The sequence below is a fragment of the Luteolibacter sp. Populi genome, assembly GCF_040801775.1.
Lineage (GTDB): Bacteria > Verrucomicrobiota > Verrucomicrobiia > Verrucomicrobiales > Akkermansiaceae > Haloferula.
Window position 1 is genome coordinate 6,285,133 of the sequence record NZ_CP161812.1, and the last position, 14,351, is coordinate 6,299,483.

Here is a 14,351-nt window from a genome sequence, read left to right on the forward strand (position 1 = left end):
GCCCCAAGCTCCAAGCCCCACACGGCCCAAAGCCCAGACCCCATTTTCCCAAGCCAAGCGCATGCAATTGCTGGAATTCGAAAAGCCCATCGCCGAGCTCGAGCGCGAGCTGGAAAAGCTCCGCTCCAAGTCCGCTTCGCAGAATATCGACATGTCGGCCGAGATCGCCAACATGGAAGGCAAGCTGGCGGAAACCCGGCAGCACATTTACGACCACCTGACTCCTTGGCAACGCGTGCAGATCGCCCGTCATACCCAGCGGCCTTTCATGCTCGACTACCTCGTCCACGCTTTCACCGACTTCTGCGAACTGCACGGGGACCGGAGAATCGGGGATGACCACGCGATGCCCGGCGGCTTCGCCCGCATCGGCGGCCGGCGGGTCGTGGTCATCGGCCACCAGAAGGGCCGCGACACGAAGGAGAATCTCAAGCGGAACTTCGGCAGCGCCCACCCGGAGGGCTACCGCAAGGCCCTGCGCCTGATGAAGCTGGCGGAGAAATTCGGCCTGCCGGTCATCACCCTCATCGACACCCCGGGCGCTTACCCCGGCATCGGCGCGGAAGAGCGGAACATCGCCGAGGCGATCGCCTTCAACCTGCGCGAGATGATGCTGCTCAAGGTCCCGGTGATCGCCGTGGTCCTGGGCGAAGGCGGCTCCGGCGGTGCCCTCGGCATCGGCATCGCTGACCGCGTGCTGATGCTGGAGAATGCCTACTACTCCGTGATCAGTCCGGAAGGCTGCGCCGCGATCCTCTGGAAGCACCGCAAGCACGCCCCCGAAGCCGCGGAAGCCATGAAGCTCGCCGCTCCCGACCTCCTGAAGCTCGGCCTCATCGACGGCTTCATCCCCGAACCCGTCGGCGGTGCCCACCACGACCACTCCGCCACCGCCGCCGCCCTGCGCGAGGCCATCCTGAAGAACCTCGACGAACTCTCGAAGCTCAGCACCCGGGAACTGCTAGACGCCCGCTACGCCAAGTTCCGCTCCTTCGGCGAGTGGGAAGGGAAGTAGCGGTTAGGGAACAGTCCTTCGAGCCCGCCAACAAGGGTACGTAGTCCCGCCTTCAGGCGGACGAAGGACCTCGAAGGCAGATGCAAACCTGCGATCTTCACCGTGGAAGGGGCTTCCAAGTGACGCACCACCTTCTCACATCCCCGCCGCCCACAAACTCGCGTGGATCTTGAAGTCGATCAGGTGCCCCTCGGCCTCCTTCTTCTTCAGCCACTCCCTTAGCTCCGTGCGCGGCACCAGGTGCACCTTGATATCCTCATGCCCCGTCCCGCCGCCCTCACTCACCTTCGTTAGATCGGTTGCCAGGAACAAATGGGTCAGCTCCGACGTCATCCCCGCCGAAGTCGGCGTGGACAGCAGCAGCTCGATCTTCCCGGGCTTGTAGCCGGTCTCCTCGATCAGCTCCCGCGCCGCCGTCTCGGACAGCTCTTCGCCGCGGAATTCCTCCTCGTCGCCCACCAGCCCGGCGGGGACCTCGATCACCGTGGACTGCACCGGAATCCGGTATTGCTCGATCAGCACCACCTCGTCGTCCGGGGTCACGGCTAGTATTCCTACGCAGTAGTCGGCGTTCGGGCGCTTGGCGAAATCCCAGTGGCCGATGCGATACAGCCCCAGCCAGGGGCTTTCAAAGAGGGTCTCGGGGGCGGTGTCGCTCATTGGGTGAAGAATGGTTGGCTGGCGGGCGTATCAGGGGCACTGTTTCCCCGCACCCGCAAGCGATGTCCCGCCACGATTTCCAGATTCCCGTCACCTTCAAGCACCGCGTTTGTTTCACCCGCGATGCCTTCGGTCCCGACAACACCCTGTTAGGCGAAATCCTGATAGAAGGCGGTGGCCGCCGGGTCCTGGTCGCCTTGGAGGACAGCGTCGCGAAAGCCTGGCCGGACCTGCGCCGCACTATCGAGGGCTATTTCGCCGATCTCGGCTTCGACTGGCGCGGTCTCCACATCCTCCCGGGCGGGGAGGCGGTGAAGCGCGATGACGCACTCGTCCGGCGGATCTGGGAGACCATCGACCGCGAGCACGTGGACCGGCACTCCTACCTGCTGGTCATCGGCGGCGGGGCTTTCCTGGATGCCGTGGGCTATGCCGCGGCCACCGCCCACCGCGGCGTGCGCCTGGTCCGCTTCCCCACCACCACGCTCTCGCAGGACGACAGCGGGGTAGGGGTGAAGTGCGCCATCAACGGCTTCGGCAAGAAGAACTGGATCGGTGCCTTCGCGGTGCCCTTCGCGGTCATCAACGACTTCACCTTCCTGCACAGCCAGGACGAGGAAACCCGCCGCGCCGGCCTGATCGAGGCCGTGAAGGTCTCGCTGGTGAAGGACGGCGAATTCTTCCGCTGGATCGAGGGCCAGGTGGAGAACCTCGCCGCGCTCGTGCCCGCCGCTCTGGAAGAGTGCGTGGAGAAGAGCGCCCTCCTCCACGCCCGCCACATCGCCCAGGGCGGCGATCCCTTTGAAACCGGCAGCAGCCGCCCCCTCGACTTCGGCCACTGGTCGGCCCACAAGCTGGAGCAGCTCAGTGGCTTCACCCTCAGCCACGCCCACGCCGTCGCGATCGGCGCGGCGCTCGATACCCTTTACTCAGCCCGCTGCGGACTGCTGCGGGACGCCGTGGCGGAGCGCGTGATCGACGTGATCACCGGCCTGAAGATGCCCCTTTGGCACCCGGCCCTCGATGAGCGCGATGCCAACGGTCGCCGCCTCGTCCACGCCGGCCTCGAAGAATTCCGCGAGCACCTCGGCGGCGAACTCACCGTCCTCCTCCTCCGCGATGCCGGCACCGGCCAGGACGTCCACGCCCTCGACGAAGGCCTCGTCGACGCCTGCCTCGATTCCCTCCGCGACCGCCAAGCCCTGCTAGACGCCGCCAAGCCCACCCCGAGCAGCTGTTCTTAAAAGGTGGTCCGCACAGTCCTCTGTGCGGCCGAAGCCACCCTTGTCGCACGCCTCATCCTGGGGGCCCTCGGGTGGATGCCGCCGTCAGAACTGCTTCCACCGCACAGAGGACTGTGCGGACCACCTTTTGTCCGATCCGTCCGACCGCCCTAGGGGTGTGGGACGGATCGGACAAATGGAACAGCTTCGGTGAGGGAAGGGTAGGAGAGTAGGAATCGTTTCCCTTCCTGTCCGATCCGTTCCAACCCCCTAGGGGAGTCGGACGGATCGGACAAGGAGCGCGGGATTACTCCGCGCGGGAAAGCGGGCTCAGGCCGCGCTTGATGAATTGCTCGTCCACCTTGCCGGATTCCAGTTCATCCAGGCTCAGGGTGAACTTCTCGTCCTCCAGCTCGATGCTGTGCATGCCTTCGCCGTTCGCCTCGTGGAAGGCTTCGATCAGGGACTTCATGTCCTTGATCTCCTTGCCGTTCACCTTGGTCACGATGATGTCGCGGAGGGCTTCGTAGCCGACCGTCGCGGGGGTCGGGATCACGCCGGCCAGAACAACGATCCGGCGACCGCGGGACTCGTATTTCTGGGGATTCTCGTAAACGTCCAGAAATGCTAGGGGAGCCTGGGATTGCCAGTTCTCGCCGTAGGTTTCGAGGTAGGGGCGGGTTAGTTCCTGGAAGACCAGGCCGCCCTTCACGAGATAGGCCGGGCCCTTGCCGAAGGTGTAGGCGGGCACCAGTTGGTCCTTCTCATCCCGGCGGTCCAGCACCGCTTCGACCTTCAGCGGCTGGCCCTCGCGGATCAGCTCCATGGAAACCTTGTCGCCGCTGCTCTTCGCCCCGCGGACGAGATGGCTCCAGTAGAGGCGGCCGTAATGGTCGTCGTCGAAGTAACCGAGCCGGTCGATCGGCTGGCCGTCGATGACGGTGATGACGTCGGCCTTCTTGATGCCGGCTTTCTCGGCGGCGCTACCGGCGCGGACGTTCGAGACATAGATGCCGCCGCCGTCTTCGGGCAGCTTCAGCCAGGCGCGGAAGTTCGTGTCCTCGGTGCGGCTGGTGCTGATGCCGAGCGAGGGGAAGCCGGCGTAGTCGCCATCCGAGGCCTCGCGGACGAAGCGTTCGATGATGTCGGTAGCGGTGACGTCGCTGAGCTGGTCCTTGTTGTCGTAGCTGGTCAGGATGCCGGCCAGCTTGTTGCCGCGCAGGACGGGCAGCGAGAAGCTGTTGGCGGCGCTCTGCATCGAGGCCTTCACCTCGTAGGTCAGGAAGAACTGGCCGGGCAGGAAGTTGGACACCACGTCGATGCTCTGGATGCCGCCGGTGGTGACGAGAGGCGAGCCGTTCTCCTCGACCTGCAGGATCTCCAGCTTGTCGCCGGGCTTCGGGCGGGCCGCGATTTGCAGCGGCTTGGTGCCAGCGAAGAATTTCTGGTCGGCTTCGCTTTCAGGTCCCAGCAGGGCCAGGTTCGCCTCGTAGTCGACTGCCACCACCCTGGCGGAAGCGATGCGCTTGCCGTCCGGGGATTCGAGCTCGATGTAAGTGGCATCCACCGCCATCTCGGCGGTGGTCAGCACCTTGTCGCCCGCGACGATCACGCCGAGCGAGCGGCGCTTGCCGGGGGAGGTCTTCTCCCATGGCTGGCGCTGGTTCCAAGATTGCTGGGTGGTGCTGATCCGGGCCACCGATTTGAGCAACTCCTTGGGCGCGGGCACGGCGTTGTCGGATACCTCGACAATCACCTTGGCCTCCTTTTCGGCAGGCTTCTCGGGGGCCGGTTCATCCTGGCCGGCGGCGGCGAGGATGAGCGGAAGGAATAGGAAAGGACGCATGGCGGCAGACATCACTCGGTGAGGTTGGAAAGGCGTTCGATCGAATAGGTGCGGCTGATCCGCTCGTTGGCGGCGGCCACGTCCTTGCCCGGGATCACCAGCGGCCGGGGCGCGCCGAAGAGCTCGATCACGAAGAACTCCGGCGGCGTGGCCGGATTCAGCAGCTCGTGCGCGTGCTTGAGGCTCTTGACCAAGGTGCCGTTGATCTTATCCACGGCCAGGCCGGAGAAGCCGCCGAGCTGGCTGTTGATCGGATCGCTCTCGACCCGGGTCAGCAAGACGATGTCCTCGCGCTCGGTGAAGATGCCCTTGGGGACGTAGTCGGTGTAGAGGCGGCGCACGTTCACATCGTCGAACTTGCTGGCGGCGAAGAGGTTGGTGTCCAGGGGTTGGAAGACGAGCCCGGCGAAGACCGTGTAGCGCGGCTTCTTCTCATACTGGATGGCATACATGCGGGCCGGCGGCAGGGCCTTGAGGGCGATCTCCTTTTCCATCGACTCACCGGCGCGCTGCCATTTGAGCGAGACGGTATCGCCGGCGAACTTGCGCTCGACGACTTCGTTGAGGTCCACCTTCTCGCCGTCGAGCAGGATCTGGCCGCCGCTGTCGACCTCGTGGCCGTCGATGGCAAGCAGCACATCGCCCGGCTGCAGGATGCCTTCGCAAGCCCCGGTGGGGGTGACATCGCTGATCAGGACGCCGAGACCGTTGTCCTCCAGCTTGAGGACCTTGCGCATCGCCGGATTGAAGAGCGGGAAGGTCGAGGCACCGAGGTCCACGTAGTAGTCGTAGCGGCCGTCGCTGATGTCCTTCAGGAAGCGGCGGATCACCGGGGTGGGGATGATGTAGCCGGTATTGTCGGCCTGGCGGAGACCCTGGAAGGCGACGCCGACGACCTTGCCGTCTTGCACCACCGGGCCGCCGGAGTTGCCGGGATTGATCGCGGCATCGATCTGGACGATCAGGTGCGAGTCCGCCCGCGAGTGCGAGTAGGCGGAGAAGTCGATGCGGGAGACGACGCCGCGGGTCACGGAGAGGCGCTCGCCGCCGATCGGGTAGCCGATCACGCGGACCTGGCTCTCAAGCTGCGGGACATCGCCGAGTTCCAGTTTCGGGAATTTCTCGAAGTCGGAAAAGTCTTCGACCTCGACCAGCGCGAGGTCGCAATCGTGGGCGACGAATTTGACGTGTGCCGGGTATTTCCGGGCGCTGCCGTGGACGGTGATGAGCAGCCGGCGCTCGTTCGAGATCACGTGGGCGTTGGTCAGGAACTGGTTCTTCCCGATCAGGAAGCCGGTGCCGATGCCGCCGCCGAAGCGGCCGCTATTCCAGGGCGTGGCGTAGTCCGGGACCTGCACCGCCGCCTCGATCCGCACCACCGAGCGGTAGATATCGGAAGGGGCTCCGGCAGGGATTTTCGGGATCGGCGGGGATTCGGCCTGTGCCAGCAGCGGGCCGGCGGTCACGAGGGCGAGGGTGGCGATAATTCGCGCGAGCATCGGGGCGAGGCTAGGACGGAATGGCGGAGGTGCAAGGGGAATGGCGGAATGCCCACGGGCTGTGTAGTTGGATTTTGAAACCGCGAATGGACGCGAATGGACGCGAATAAAAACCGGGGCGGGGCGAGCGGGTGGGATGGATGGCACCATTCGTGGTTTGATCTTTCCAGGTGGGTTGAACCGAGAGTGGGCCGATTTCCCGTGATTTCCGCCGTGAAGGGGTGTTGATACCGGCCCATGAGCAAGGAGGGCACGTTTCAGTTTTCGCCACGGTGGAAGGAAGAAGTGGTGGGCTCGCTCGACGGGCGGTCCTTCTCGATCGAGTTGAGTATGGGCTCCGCCTGCCACGCCTATCTGCCCACGCAGGACAAGTGGGAGGCCATGGCACCGGAGTGGGCGAAGGGGACCTGGGAAAAAGTTCGGGCCGATCTCGCGGCCTGGTGCGAGTCGCAGAAGTATCCGCTGACCATCGCCGCGAATTGCTGGGTGAGCTTCGACCCGGCCACGTGACGGAGCCTATCCGGCGGGAGGGTACCAAGCGATCTTTGTGTTGGAGATGATCTGCGAGTCCAGTTAGTTACACGTCCACCATGAAGCACCAGACACTGCTGATCGTTCCGCTGGCCGTCTTGATCCATTCAAGTCATGCGCTGGATGCCGAGGCGATCCGGAAGCTGGCGGCTGAACCTCATGACCGAGAGCAACTCCTGCCCGAGTTGAAGATCTATCCGGTGGCGCGGGAATACAAGATCACCGCCCGCAGCGGCGCGCCGGGGGCGGAACTTCGTGAAGCACCCGCGGTCATAGCGACGGAGAAGGTGGTCCAAGGTCGCTATCTGATCTCCGAGGCCATGATTCCGGGCGCGGAGAAGCCGCTGGTGATGGTGGTGACTTTCGACAAGGAGGCATCTGTCTTCAAGAAATGGGTGCTGACCCCCGATGGGACGCTCGGCACTTCGACCGGGGTCGCCGATCAGGGGAAGAGGACGATCGCGTGGGTGTCGAAAACGGCGCCGGGAGATGCGGCACCGCTGGTCCTCTCGCTGGAGTCGCACTCGGACGACAAGACCACTTGGAAGGAGACGATCCTCGAGGATGGGGAAGTGGTCGGGATCAGCGACGGGGTGGCGGTGAAGACCAAGTGAGGGGTCAGGTGTCCTTCCGGCCTGCTTGGAAGAGCAACACCAGGCCAATCACGGGGACGAAGAGGCCGATCAACAGGTCGTGCCGAGGTCCTGCTAGCCTTACTGCGGGGCCGTGAGGGCGGCACCATTGTCCTTCGCGCTGAGCTTTTCCAGGAAGGGGACGACCTTGATCGCCCAGTGGGTGGGATCGGGGTAGGCGGAGGAGGCGGAGCCGAAGCTGCTTCTCAGCATGTCGGTATCGATGATGCCGGGATTGAGGGCGACGGCGGCGAGACCGGCGGGGAGTTCCTGGGCGAGGGCGCTGGTGAGGCCCTCGATGCCCCACTTGGTGCAGCAGTAGGGGGCGACTTCGGGGGAGGTGGAGCGGCCCCAGCCGGAGGAGAAATTCACGACCACGCCGGTGCCGCGGGCGATCATGGCGGGCAGGAAGCCGCGGCAGATCAGGTGGACGCCCTTGAGATTCACGTCGATGACGCGGGCGAAGTCCTCCGGCGTGACTTCCCAGAGCGGGGCATTGCGGTTGATGAGGGCGGCGTTGTTGAGGAGGAGGTCGGGCGCGCCCACGCCGGCCAGGATGTCATCGGCGAAGGCGGTAACCTCGGGGGCGGAAGTGACGTCGCAGCGGGTGATGCGGTGTTTTTCGCCGAGTTCCTTGGTCAGGGCGGCGGCGGCTGAGGCATTCGTCCCGCAGCCGGAGACGGTCCAGCCGCGTGCGGCGAAGCCGCGGGCCATGGCGAGGCCGAGGCCGCGGGTGCAGCCGGTGATCAGGACGTGCTTCATGTTTCGAAGCGTAGAGCGGTCGGGTTGGAAATGAAGGCCGTATTTCCAATCGGTGGCAAGTTGCACGACCGGGGATACCCGCTAAGGTCCCCAGATGAATTTCGACACGCTCTCCCTCGCGGCGCAACAACAAGGCGGCGGCATCGGCATGGGTTACTGGCTGATCATCGGCGGGACGATGCTGGCGAGCCTGCTGATCAGCGGAATGCTGAAGCGGCGCTTCACCGAGTATTCGCAGATTCCGATGCGGATGACCGGGGCGCAGGTGGCGGAGGCGATGCTACGGCAGAACGGGATCAACGACGTGCAGGTGGTCAGCGTGCCCGGCCAACTGACGGACCATTACAACCCGGCGAACAAGACGGTGAACCTGAGTGAGCCGGTGTATCATGCGGCTACGGTGGCGGCGGCGGCTGTGGCGGCACACGAGTGCGGGCATGCGGTGCAGCACCAGCAGGCTTACGCGTGGCTCGGTTTCCGTTCGAAAATGGTGCCGGCGGTGCAGTTCGCGAGCAATCTCCAGCAGTACATCATGATGGCGGCGATGTTCGGTGCGGCCGTTTTCCATAGCACCTTCATGCTGTGGATCCTGGTGGCGGTCTTCGGGGTCACGGCGCTATTCGCGGTGGTGACGCTGCCGGTGGAATTTGACGCGAGCAAGCGGGCGATGGTGTGGCTGGAGCGCAGCGGCGTGGCCAACCAGATGGAGCACGACCGGGCGAAGAACGCGCTCTTCTGGGCGGCGATGACTTACGTGGCGGCGGCGGTCGGCGCGGTGGGCCAGATGGTTTACTGGCTGATGATGTTGATGGGTCGGCGGAGCGAGTGATGGGAGCGACGCCGGAGGCGAATCACTAATCACTAATCTTCTAATCATAAATCAGACTGTTTGAAAGAAGGGGCGCAAGCGTTCAGACTGATCGTTCGTTCTGCTCCGGACGAAGAGGTTGCACCTGACGCTTGCGAGTTCTCTTCAACACACTTCGATTTGTGATTGGAAGATTAGTCCAGCCTTCCGGGGCGGCTTGGGCGAGGGTGGTGAGGAGGATGAGGGAGGCGGGTCATGAGGGTTTTTCGATCTTGGGATCACCTTCGCGGGCGAAGGCGCGGAACTCACCGACGTCGAGCGTATGCAGAACCTTGGCCCCCGCTTTGTTTGCGGCTGCCAGATGCTGGAAGTCGTAGATCGCTCCGCCGCGCACGCCGCGGGCCCGGCAGAGCTTCATCATCTGGAAGAGTTCGCGCGGGGAAAGGGACACGATCTGGAAGCTCTTGCCCACGTTTTCCTCGAGCAGCTGAATGGCGTCATCGGCGGTCACGCGCGGGCGGGAGCTTCCCCCTGTTAGAATCGAGAAGGTTTCCAAGAGTGCATGAGATGAGGTCGCAAATTCACCGCCTGTCGATAGGAGGCGTGCGCAGGGTTCATGTTGCGCGTCGTTCGTCTGCAGGGCCGCGACCAGGATTGAGGAATCGAGGTATTTCACGGCTCGTGCCTCCGCTCGAGCTTGTCCATGCGGGCTTGGCGATCCGCTTTGATCGCCGCTACCGCGTCGAAAGGTTGAGGGTCATCGGGGACGATCACCAGGATGCCGTTCTTGTTGACCAGACGATATTTCTTGTCCTCCTCCACTGGAGCAAATGCGACTTTTCCCCCACTGAACTCGTATTCAAGCTCGCCCCCGTCATCCATGGCAAGTTGCTGGCGGATCTTGAGCGGGAAGACGACCCGACCGGCTTTGTCCATTTTCACCCGTCCTTTCATGGTAGTAAAAAATACCATTTGGAATACCATTGTCGATGGCATTTGAAAACGGTTGGCAGCCGCGCATTGCCAAGCCCGCCGCTTCCCGCTCTCATCCGCGCCCGGGAATGGCAGGCGGATTTTCTTTTGACTCACTCAACAAGGCCCAGCGGGAGGCCGTGGCCTCGCTGGATGGACCGGTATTGATCCTGGCGGGGGCGGGAACCGGGAAAACGCGCACGGTGACCTGCCGGATCTCGAACATGCTGGAGCGGGGGATCCTGCCGGAGAATATCCTGGCGGTGACCTTCACCAACAAGGCGGCCGTGGAAATGCGTGAGCGCATCGGCGGCATGGTCTCGAAGAAGAAGGCGGAGGCGATGACCGTCTGCACCTTCCACTCGCTGTGCGTGCGGCTGCTGCGCGGCGGGATCCACAAGCTGGGGTACAAGAAGAATTTCTCGATCTGCTCGGGCAGCGACCAGGTGGGCATCATGAAGCAGCTCGTGGTCCGCATGGGCGGCAACGACGAGAAGGTGAAGGCGGAGGCGGTGCTGGGGGAGGTCTCGAAGGCCAAGAACAAGGGCATCGCGCTGCAGGACATGGAGGATGATTTCTTCGCCTCGCTGGCGGTGGCGTATCAGAACGAGATGCGAGCGCAGAACGCGGTCGATTTCGACGACCTCCTTGTGCTGGCGGAGCAACTGCTGCGTGAACATGCCGATGTGCGGGACTACTTCCGCAGCGTTTACAAGCGGGTGACAGTGGACGAATTCCAGGACACCAACGGCCTGCAGATGCAACTGCTCCAGCAACTCGTGGGTCCGCCGTATCACGTCTGCGTGGTGGGCGATGACGACCAGTCGATCTACGGTTGGCGCGGTGCGGAGAGCGCGAACATTCTGGAATTCGAGCGCTTCTTCCCGAGCCCGAAGGTGATCCTGTTAGAGGAAAACTATCGTTCGACGCATGCGATCCTGCACACGGCGAACAGCCTGATCCGCAAGAACGCGGGGCGGCGCGAGAAGACGCTGAAGTCCACCATCCTGGGCGGCGAGCCGGTGCGGGCGGTGGGCATGCCGGGGGATGAGGAAGAGGCGACCTTCATCTCGGAGGAGATCCTGGCGGACAAGGCGCGGGGGAATTTCCCGTGGGAGCACTTCGCGGTGCTCTTCCGCACGAACAAGCAGAGCCGCAAGCTGGAGGAAGCGCTGCGCGAGCGGAAGATTCCTTACCGGATGGTCGGCGCGCAGAGCTTCTACGACCGCCGCGAGGTGAAGGACGCGCTGGCTTACGTCGCTCTGTTCGATGATCCGGAGGCGGACGTGCCGCTGCTGCGCGTGCTGAATTCCCCGCCGCGGGGGATCGGGCAGGCGACGGCGATGCTGGCGACGGACTATAGCCGGGAGATCGGCGCGAGCGTGTGGCGGGCGCTGTGCGATGAGAACTTCCTGTCGCAGCTTTCGACCAAGGTGAAGAACTCGATCGAGACCTTCACCACCCAGGTGCTGACGGCGAAGATGAAGGTGGAAGCGAAGGTGATGACACCGGACCTGGTGCTGAAGGAATTCCTCGACGAGATCGAGTATCTCCCGTGGCTGGAGCGCGGATGCAAGACGGACCAGGAAAAGCTGCAGCGCGGCGAGGGTCTGGGCGAGGTGGTGAAGGAACTGGCCAAGGCCGCCGGGCGGGGGAAGAGCTTGCGGAAGTTCTTGGACGACAGCGCGCTGGCTTCCGATCGCGAGGACGACGATCTGGAGAAGAAGAGCGGCGCGACGCTGATCACGCTGCACGCCTCGAAGGGTCTGGAGTTTCCGAGCGTTTTCCTGGTGGGCCTGGAGGAGGGCGTGCTGCCGCACCAGCGCAGCGTGACGGAGGGGACGAAGGATGAGGAGCGCCGCCTGTTCTACGTGGGCATCACCCGCGCGCAGCAGAAGCTCACGATCACCTACTGCACCGTCCGTACCAAGTGGGGTCAAGAGGTGTCCTGCCAGCCGAGCAGCTTCCTGATGGAGCTGGACGACGAGCACCTGATCCACACGACCTACGACGATATCATGGGCGCGGAGGCGGATGACGTGGAGCTGGATGACTTCTTCGGCAACATGAAGGATTTCCTGAATGGCTGAGGCCGCCGGACCGGTGCCAGCGACAGTAAGGTCGCTGCTGCTTATGGCTCCGGGCGGTAGATCCGCGCGATGGCTCCGGATGGGAAGGGGATGTTGTCCACGATCTTGAGGTAAAGGGGCTCGTCCAAACCGGAGAAGATGGCCGAGCCTTTCCCGAGGATTACCGGGTGGATGAGGAGTTGGTATTCGTCCACCAGCCGCGCTGCCACCAGGCTGCGCGCGAAGCTGGCGCCGCCATGGGCCAGGATGTCCTTGCCGGGCTGCTGTTTCAGCCGGGTGATTTCTTCCGTCAGGTCCCCGCTGGCGACTTGCGGATGGATCCAGCCGTCGAGTTCTTTTTGACTGACCACGACCTTTGGCCCGGCCTGCGGTGCGTCCTTCAGGCTGATGGTGGTCAGATTTTCATCCGGCTTCAGGGCGCTGCCTTGCTTCGAGAAGATCAGCTTCGGGATCTCGTTCATGGCCGGCGCGTAGGCATCCGTGGCGCAGGGCCAGTAGGCGGCCATGTCCTGATAGGTGCGGCTGCCCATGATGTGGACGCCTGCCTCCCGGATTTTGGCCACGCTCCACTCGGTCATCTCGTCGTCCTCGCCGCGGAAGATCCAAGCGCTTTCCCCCTTGGGACCGGCGACGAAGGCATCGAGCGACACGGACATCTTCAGGATAAGCTTTCTCATGGTGATTCGGGATTGAGGGGGGCGAACTGCTCCCCATTTGGAAGACGAATGAAGACCGGGAATCTGGACGCGTCATCCGGCTTTTGAGGCGGGAAGGCCGGGCCGCGCGGGATTTTTCGGAATCTTTCATCGTTTCTGAATTTTCCTGAATTCTCGGTTCGCAGGGCGGGAAACTTGCGCTAGCTTCGCAGCATCCGTCCCCCCCGTCGGCCGATCATGAAAGGAAAGCATTCGATTGAGACCGATGAGATCCGTTGTTTTAGCCGTGGGATTTGCCGCCTTTGCGGTGGCGCAGGCCGAGCCTGCGATGCGTTTGGCGCGCGCCTATCCGAACCTGGTATTCGATGACAATGCGGCGGCGGTAGCGGTCGCGCCCGACTCGGCGCGGCGCACGGTGGTGGCACTGCAGCGGGGCCAGATCCGGGTGCTGCCGGAGGACAAGGAATCGCCGGATGCGCCGCTTTTTCTCGATCTGCGGGAGCGGATGAAGGAGGAGGTGGAATTCGAGGAAGGGATCCACGGGCTCGCCTTCCACCCGAACTTCGCAGTGAACCGCCGGGTGTATCTGTGCTACTCGCAGCGTGGGCCGCGGCGGACGGTGCTGAGCGAATTCATCGTGCCGGAGGGGAAGACTTTTCAGGCGGATGCGCGCTCGGAGCGGGTGCTGTTAGAGTGTCCGCATCCCTTGGGGAACCACTGGGGCGGCTGCATTGCCTTCGGGCCGGAGGGCTGCCTGTACGTGGCGATCGGTGATGGCGGTTTGCGGGACGATCCTTACCGTCTCGGGCAGAATCTGTGGACCCTGCATGGGAAGATCCTGCGCTTGGATGTGGATGGCCGCAGTGCCGGGCTGGCTTACAAGATTCCGGCGGACAATCCCTTCGGCGAGCGGCAGGAGATGCGCGATGAGATCTGGGCCGCGGGGCTGAGGAATCCCTGGGGCATGTCCTTCGACCGCGAGACCGGCACCTTGTGGTGCGGCGATGTGGGCCAGGATTCGTGGGAGGAGATCAATTTGATCAAGCCGGGCGGGAACTACGGCTGGAGCGAACGCGAGGGTCCCTTGCGCTTCGCGGCCCGGGCTCAAGCGCCGGAGGAGGGCGGTCCTTTCACCGATCCGATTCACTGCTATGGGCACGATGTGGGGATCAGCGTGACCGGCGGCTTTGTGTATCGGGGCAGCCGCTTGCCATCGCTGCAAGGGCGCTATCTGTTCGGCGATTGGGGGAAGGGCAAGCTGTGGGCGATGAGTTGGGACGCCGCGAGCGGGACTTCCCGCGGGGTGGAGGAGGTCTTTTCAAACGAAGGTGAAGTGAAGATCAATCCGACGGTGATCGCGCCGGATGCGGAGGGTGAGCTGCTGGTGTTCTCGCATTATCCTTCGTGCATTTTCATGCTGGAGGAGCCGGTGAGATTGGTGGAGACGGAGGTCACCGAGGATGCGGCGGTGGAGGCTTTGCCGGAGCCGGGGGAGGGGATTTTGCCGTCGGCGGACCCGGTTACGGAGCCGGATTCGAGCGATGCAGGGAGCTGAGAACCAGGTGTGCAACTCCGCGTTTTGGGATGTCCAGGCCGCGATCAAGCGATCGCTTAAATCGCTGCGATACAAGGGGGTGTGGAACCTTCCGGATGCCTC

At 63.7% G+C, this 14,351-nt stretch carries 14 protein-coding genes; 7 read left to right on the forward strand and 7 right to left on the reverse strand.

What is annotated here, in order from left to right; genetic code table 11:
- Positions 1–61: 61 nt before the first annotated feature.
- Positions 62–1,015, forward strand: a complete 954-nt coding sequence (locus tag ABWK72_RS25535; RefSeq protein ID WP_367872403.1) for an acetyl-CoA carboxylase carboxyltransferase subunit alpha — start codon at positions 62–64, stop codon at positions 1,013–1,015.
- 135 nt (positions 1,016–1,150) lie between these two features.
- On the opposite strand, the gene ABWK72_RS25540 is transcribed toward ABWK72_RS25535, so the two are convergent.
- A complete protein-coding gene (locus tag ABWK72_RS25540; RefSeq protein ID WP_367872404.1) occupies positions 1,151–1,675 on the reverse strand; it encodes an NUDIX hydrolase in 525 nt (174 codons plus the stop codon).
- Between the two features lie 62 nt (positions 1,676–1,737).
- Between ABWK72_RS25540 and ABWK72_RS25545 the strand changes: the two genes are divergently transcribed.
- Entirely contained in the window at positions 1,738–2,919 is a 1,182-nt protein-coding gene (locus ABWK72_RS25545) for a 3-dehydroquinate synthase (protein WP_367872405.1), read from the forward strand.
- Between the two features lie 286 nt (positions 2,920–3,205).
- On the opposite strand, the gene ABWK72_RS25550 is transcribed toward ABWK72_RS25545, so the two are convergent.
- The gene (locus ABWK72_RS25550; protein ID WP_367872406.1) at positions 3,206–4,744 is read right to left on the reverse strand and encodes a PDZ domain-containing protein; all 1,539 of its coding nucleotides are present in this window, start codon (positions 4,742–4,744) and stop codon (positions 3,206–3,208) included.
- Positions 4,745–4,755: 11 nt separating this feature from the next.
- A complete protein-coding gene (locus ABWK72_RS25555) occupies positions 4,756–6,243 on the reverse strand; it encodes a trypsin-like peptidase domain-containing protein (protein WP_367872407.1) in 1,488 nt (495 codons plus the stop codon).
- A 237-nt stretch (positions 6,244–6,480) separates the two neighbouring features.
- Between ABWK72_RS25555 and ABWK72_RS25560 the strand changes: the two genes are divergently transcribed.
- Complete coding sequence (locus ABWK72_RS25560; protein ID WP_367872408.1) at positions 6,481–6,753, forward strand: hypothetical protein; 273 nt, start codon at positions 6,481–6,483, stop codon at positions 6,751–6,753.
- 80 nt (positions 6,754–6,833) lie between these two features.
- Positions 6,834–7,388, forward strand: a complete 555-nt coding sequence (locus ABWK72_RS25565; protein WP_367872409.1) for a hypothetical protein — start codon at positions 6,834–6,836, stop codon at positions 7,386–7,388.
- Between the two features lie 99 nt (positions 7,389–7,487).
- Here the strand turns inward: ABWK72_RS25565 and ABWK72_RS25570 are convergent, their stop codons facing one another.
- Complete coding sequence (locus tag ABWK72_RS25570) at positions 7,488–8,168, reverse strand: SDR family oxidoreductase (protein WP_367872410.1); 681 nt, start codon at positions 8,166–8,168, stop codon at positions 7,488–7,490.
- 94 nt (positions 8,169–8,262) lie between these two features.
- On the opposite strand from ABWK72_RS25570, the gene ABWK72_RS25575 reads away from it, so the two are divergent.
- Complete coding sequence (locus ABWK72_RS25575) at positions 8,263–8,997, forward strand: zinc metallopeptidase (protein ID WP_367872411.1); 735 nt, start codon at positions 8,263–8,265, stop codon at positions 8,995–8,997.
- A 232-nt stretch (positions 8,998–9,229) separates the two neighbouring features.
- On the opposite strand, the gene ABWK72_RS25580 is transcribed toward ABWK72_RS25575, so the two are convergent.
- Both ABWK72_RS25580 and ABWK72_RS25585 read right to left on the reverse strand, forming a co-directional pair.
- Positions 9,230–9,652 (reverse strand): type II toxin-antitoxin system VapC family toxin, encoded by a 423-nt coding sequence (locus tag ABWK72_RS25580; protein WP_367872412.1) that lies wholly within the window; start codon positions 9,650–9,652, stop codon positions 9,230–9,232.
- A complete protein-coding gene (locus ABWK72_RS25585) occupies positions 9,649–9,930 on the reverse strand; it encodes a hypothetical protein (protein WP_367872413.1) in 282 nt (93 codons plus the stop codon). The genes ABWK72_RS25580 and ABWK72_RS25585 overlap by 4 nt, the downstream gene beginning before the upstream one ends.
- A gap of 35 nt (positions 9,931–9,965) precedes the next feature.
- Between ABWK72_RS25585 and ABWK72_RS25590 the strand changes: the two genes are divergently transcribed.
- Positions 9,966–12,038 carry an ATP-dependent helicase gene (locus ABWK72_RS25590; protein ID WP_367872414.1) on the forward strand — a complete coding sequence of 691 codons (2,073 nt, stop codon included), beginning with the start codon at positions 9,966–9,968 and terminating at the stop codon, positions 12,036–12,038.
- A gap of 41 nt (positions 12,039–12,079) precedes the next feature.
- Here ABWK72_RS25590 and ABWK72_RS25595 read toward each other — a convergent pair whose 3' ends face one another.
- The gene (locus tag ABWK72_RS25595; RefSeq protein WP_367872415.1) at positions 12,080–12,715 is read right to left on the reverse strand and encodes a dihydrofolate reductase family protein; all 636 of its coding nucleotides are present in this window, start codon (positions 12,713–12,715) and stop codon (positions 12,080–12,082) included.
- A gap of 244 nt (positions 12,716–12,959) precedes the next feature.
- Between ABWK72_RS25595 and ABWK72_RS25600 the strand changes: the two genes are divergently transcribed.
- Positions 12,960–14,249, forward strand: coding sequence for a sorbosone dehydrogenase family protein (locus ABWK72_RS25600; RefSeq protein WP_367872416.1), 1,290 nt, complete (start codon positions 12,960–12,962; stop codon positions 14,247–14,249).
- Positions 14,250–14,351: the final 102 nt, after the last annotated feature.

Bases quoted from the DNA above. Each gene is read 5' to 3' on its own strand.
- ABWK72_RS25535 (WP_367872403.1), top strand. From the start codon at position 62: ATGCAATTGCTGGAATTCGAAAAGCCCATCGCCGAGCTCGAGCGCGAG.
- ABWK72_RS25540 (WP_367872404.1), bottom strand. From the start codon at position 1,675: ATGAGCGACACCGCCCCCGAGACCCTCTTTGAAAGCCCCTGGCTGGGG.
- ABWK72_RS25545 (WP_367872405.1), top strand. From the start codon at position 1,738: ATGTCCCGCCACGATTTCCAGATTCCCGTCACCTTCAAGCACCGCGTT.
- ABWK72_RS25550 (WP_367872406.1), bottom strand. From the start codon at position 4,744: ATGCGTCCTTTCCTATTCCTTCCGCTCATCCTCGCCGCCGCCGGCCAG.
- ABWK72_RS25555 (WP_367872407.1), bottom strand. From the start codon at position 6,243: ATGCTCGCGCGAATTATCGCCACCCTCGCCCTCGTGACCGCCGGCCCG.
- ABWK72_RS25560 (WP_367872408.1), top strand. From the start codon at position 6,481: ATGAGCAAGGAGGGCACGTTTCAGTTTTCGCCACGGTGGAAGGAAGAA.
- ABWK72_RS25565 (WP_367872409.1), top strand. From the start codon at position 6,834: ATGAAGCACCAGACACTGCTGATCGTTCCGCTGGCCGTCTTGATCCAT.
- ABWK72_RS25570 (WP_367872410.1), bottom strand. From the start codon at position 8,168: ATGAAGCACGTCCTGATCACCGGCTGCACCCGCGGCCTCGGCCTCGCC.
- ABWK72_RS25575 (WP_367872411.1), top strand. From the start codon at position 8,263: ATGAATTTCGACACGCTCTCCCTCGCGGCGCAACAACAAGGCGGCGGC.
- ABWK72_RS25585 (WP_367872413.1), bottom strand. From the start codon at position 9,930: ATGAAAGGACGGGTGAAAATGGACAAAGCCGGTCGGGTCGTCTTCCCG.
- ABWK72_RS25590 (WP_367872414.1), top strand. From the start codon at position 9,966: ATGGCATTTGAAAACGGTTGGCAGCCGCGCATTGCCAAGCCCGCCGCT.
- ABWK72_RS25595 (WP_367872415.1), bottom strand. From the start codon at position 12,715: ATGAGAAAGCTTATCCTGAAGATGTCCGTGTCGCTCGATGCCTTCGTC.
- ABWK72_RS25600 (WP_367872416.1), top strand. From the start codon at position 12,960: ATGAGATCCGTTGTTTTAGCCGTGGGATTTGCCGCCTTTGCGGTGGCG.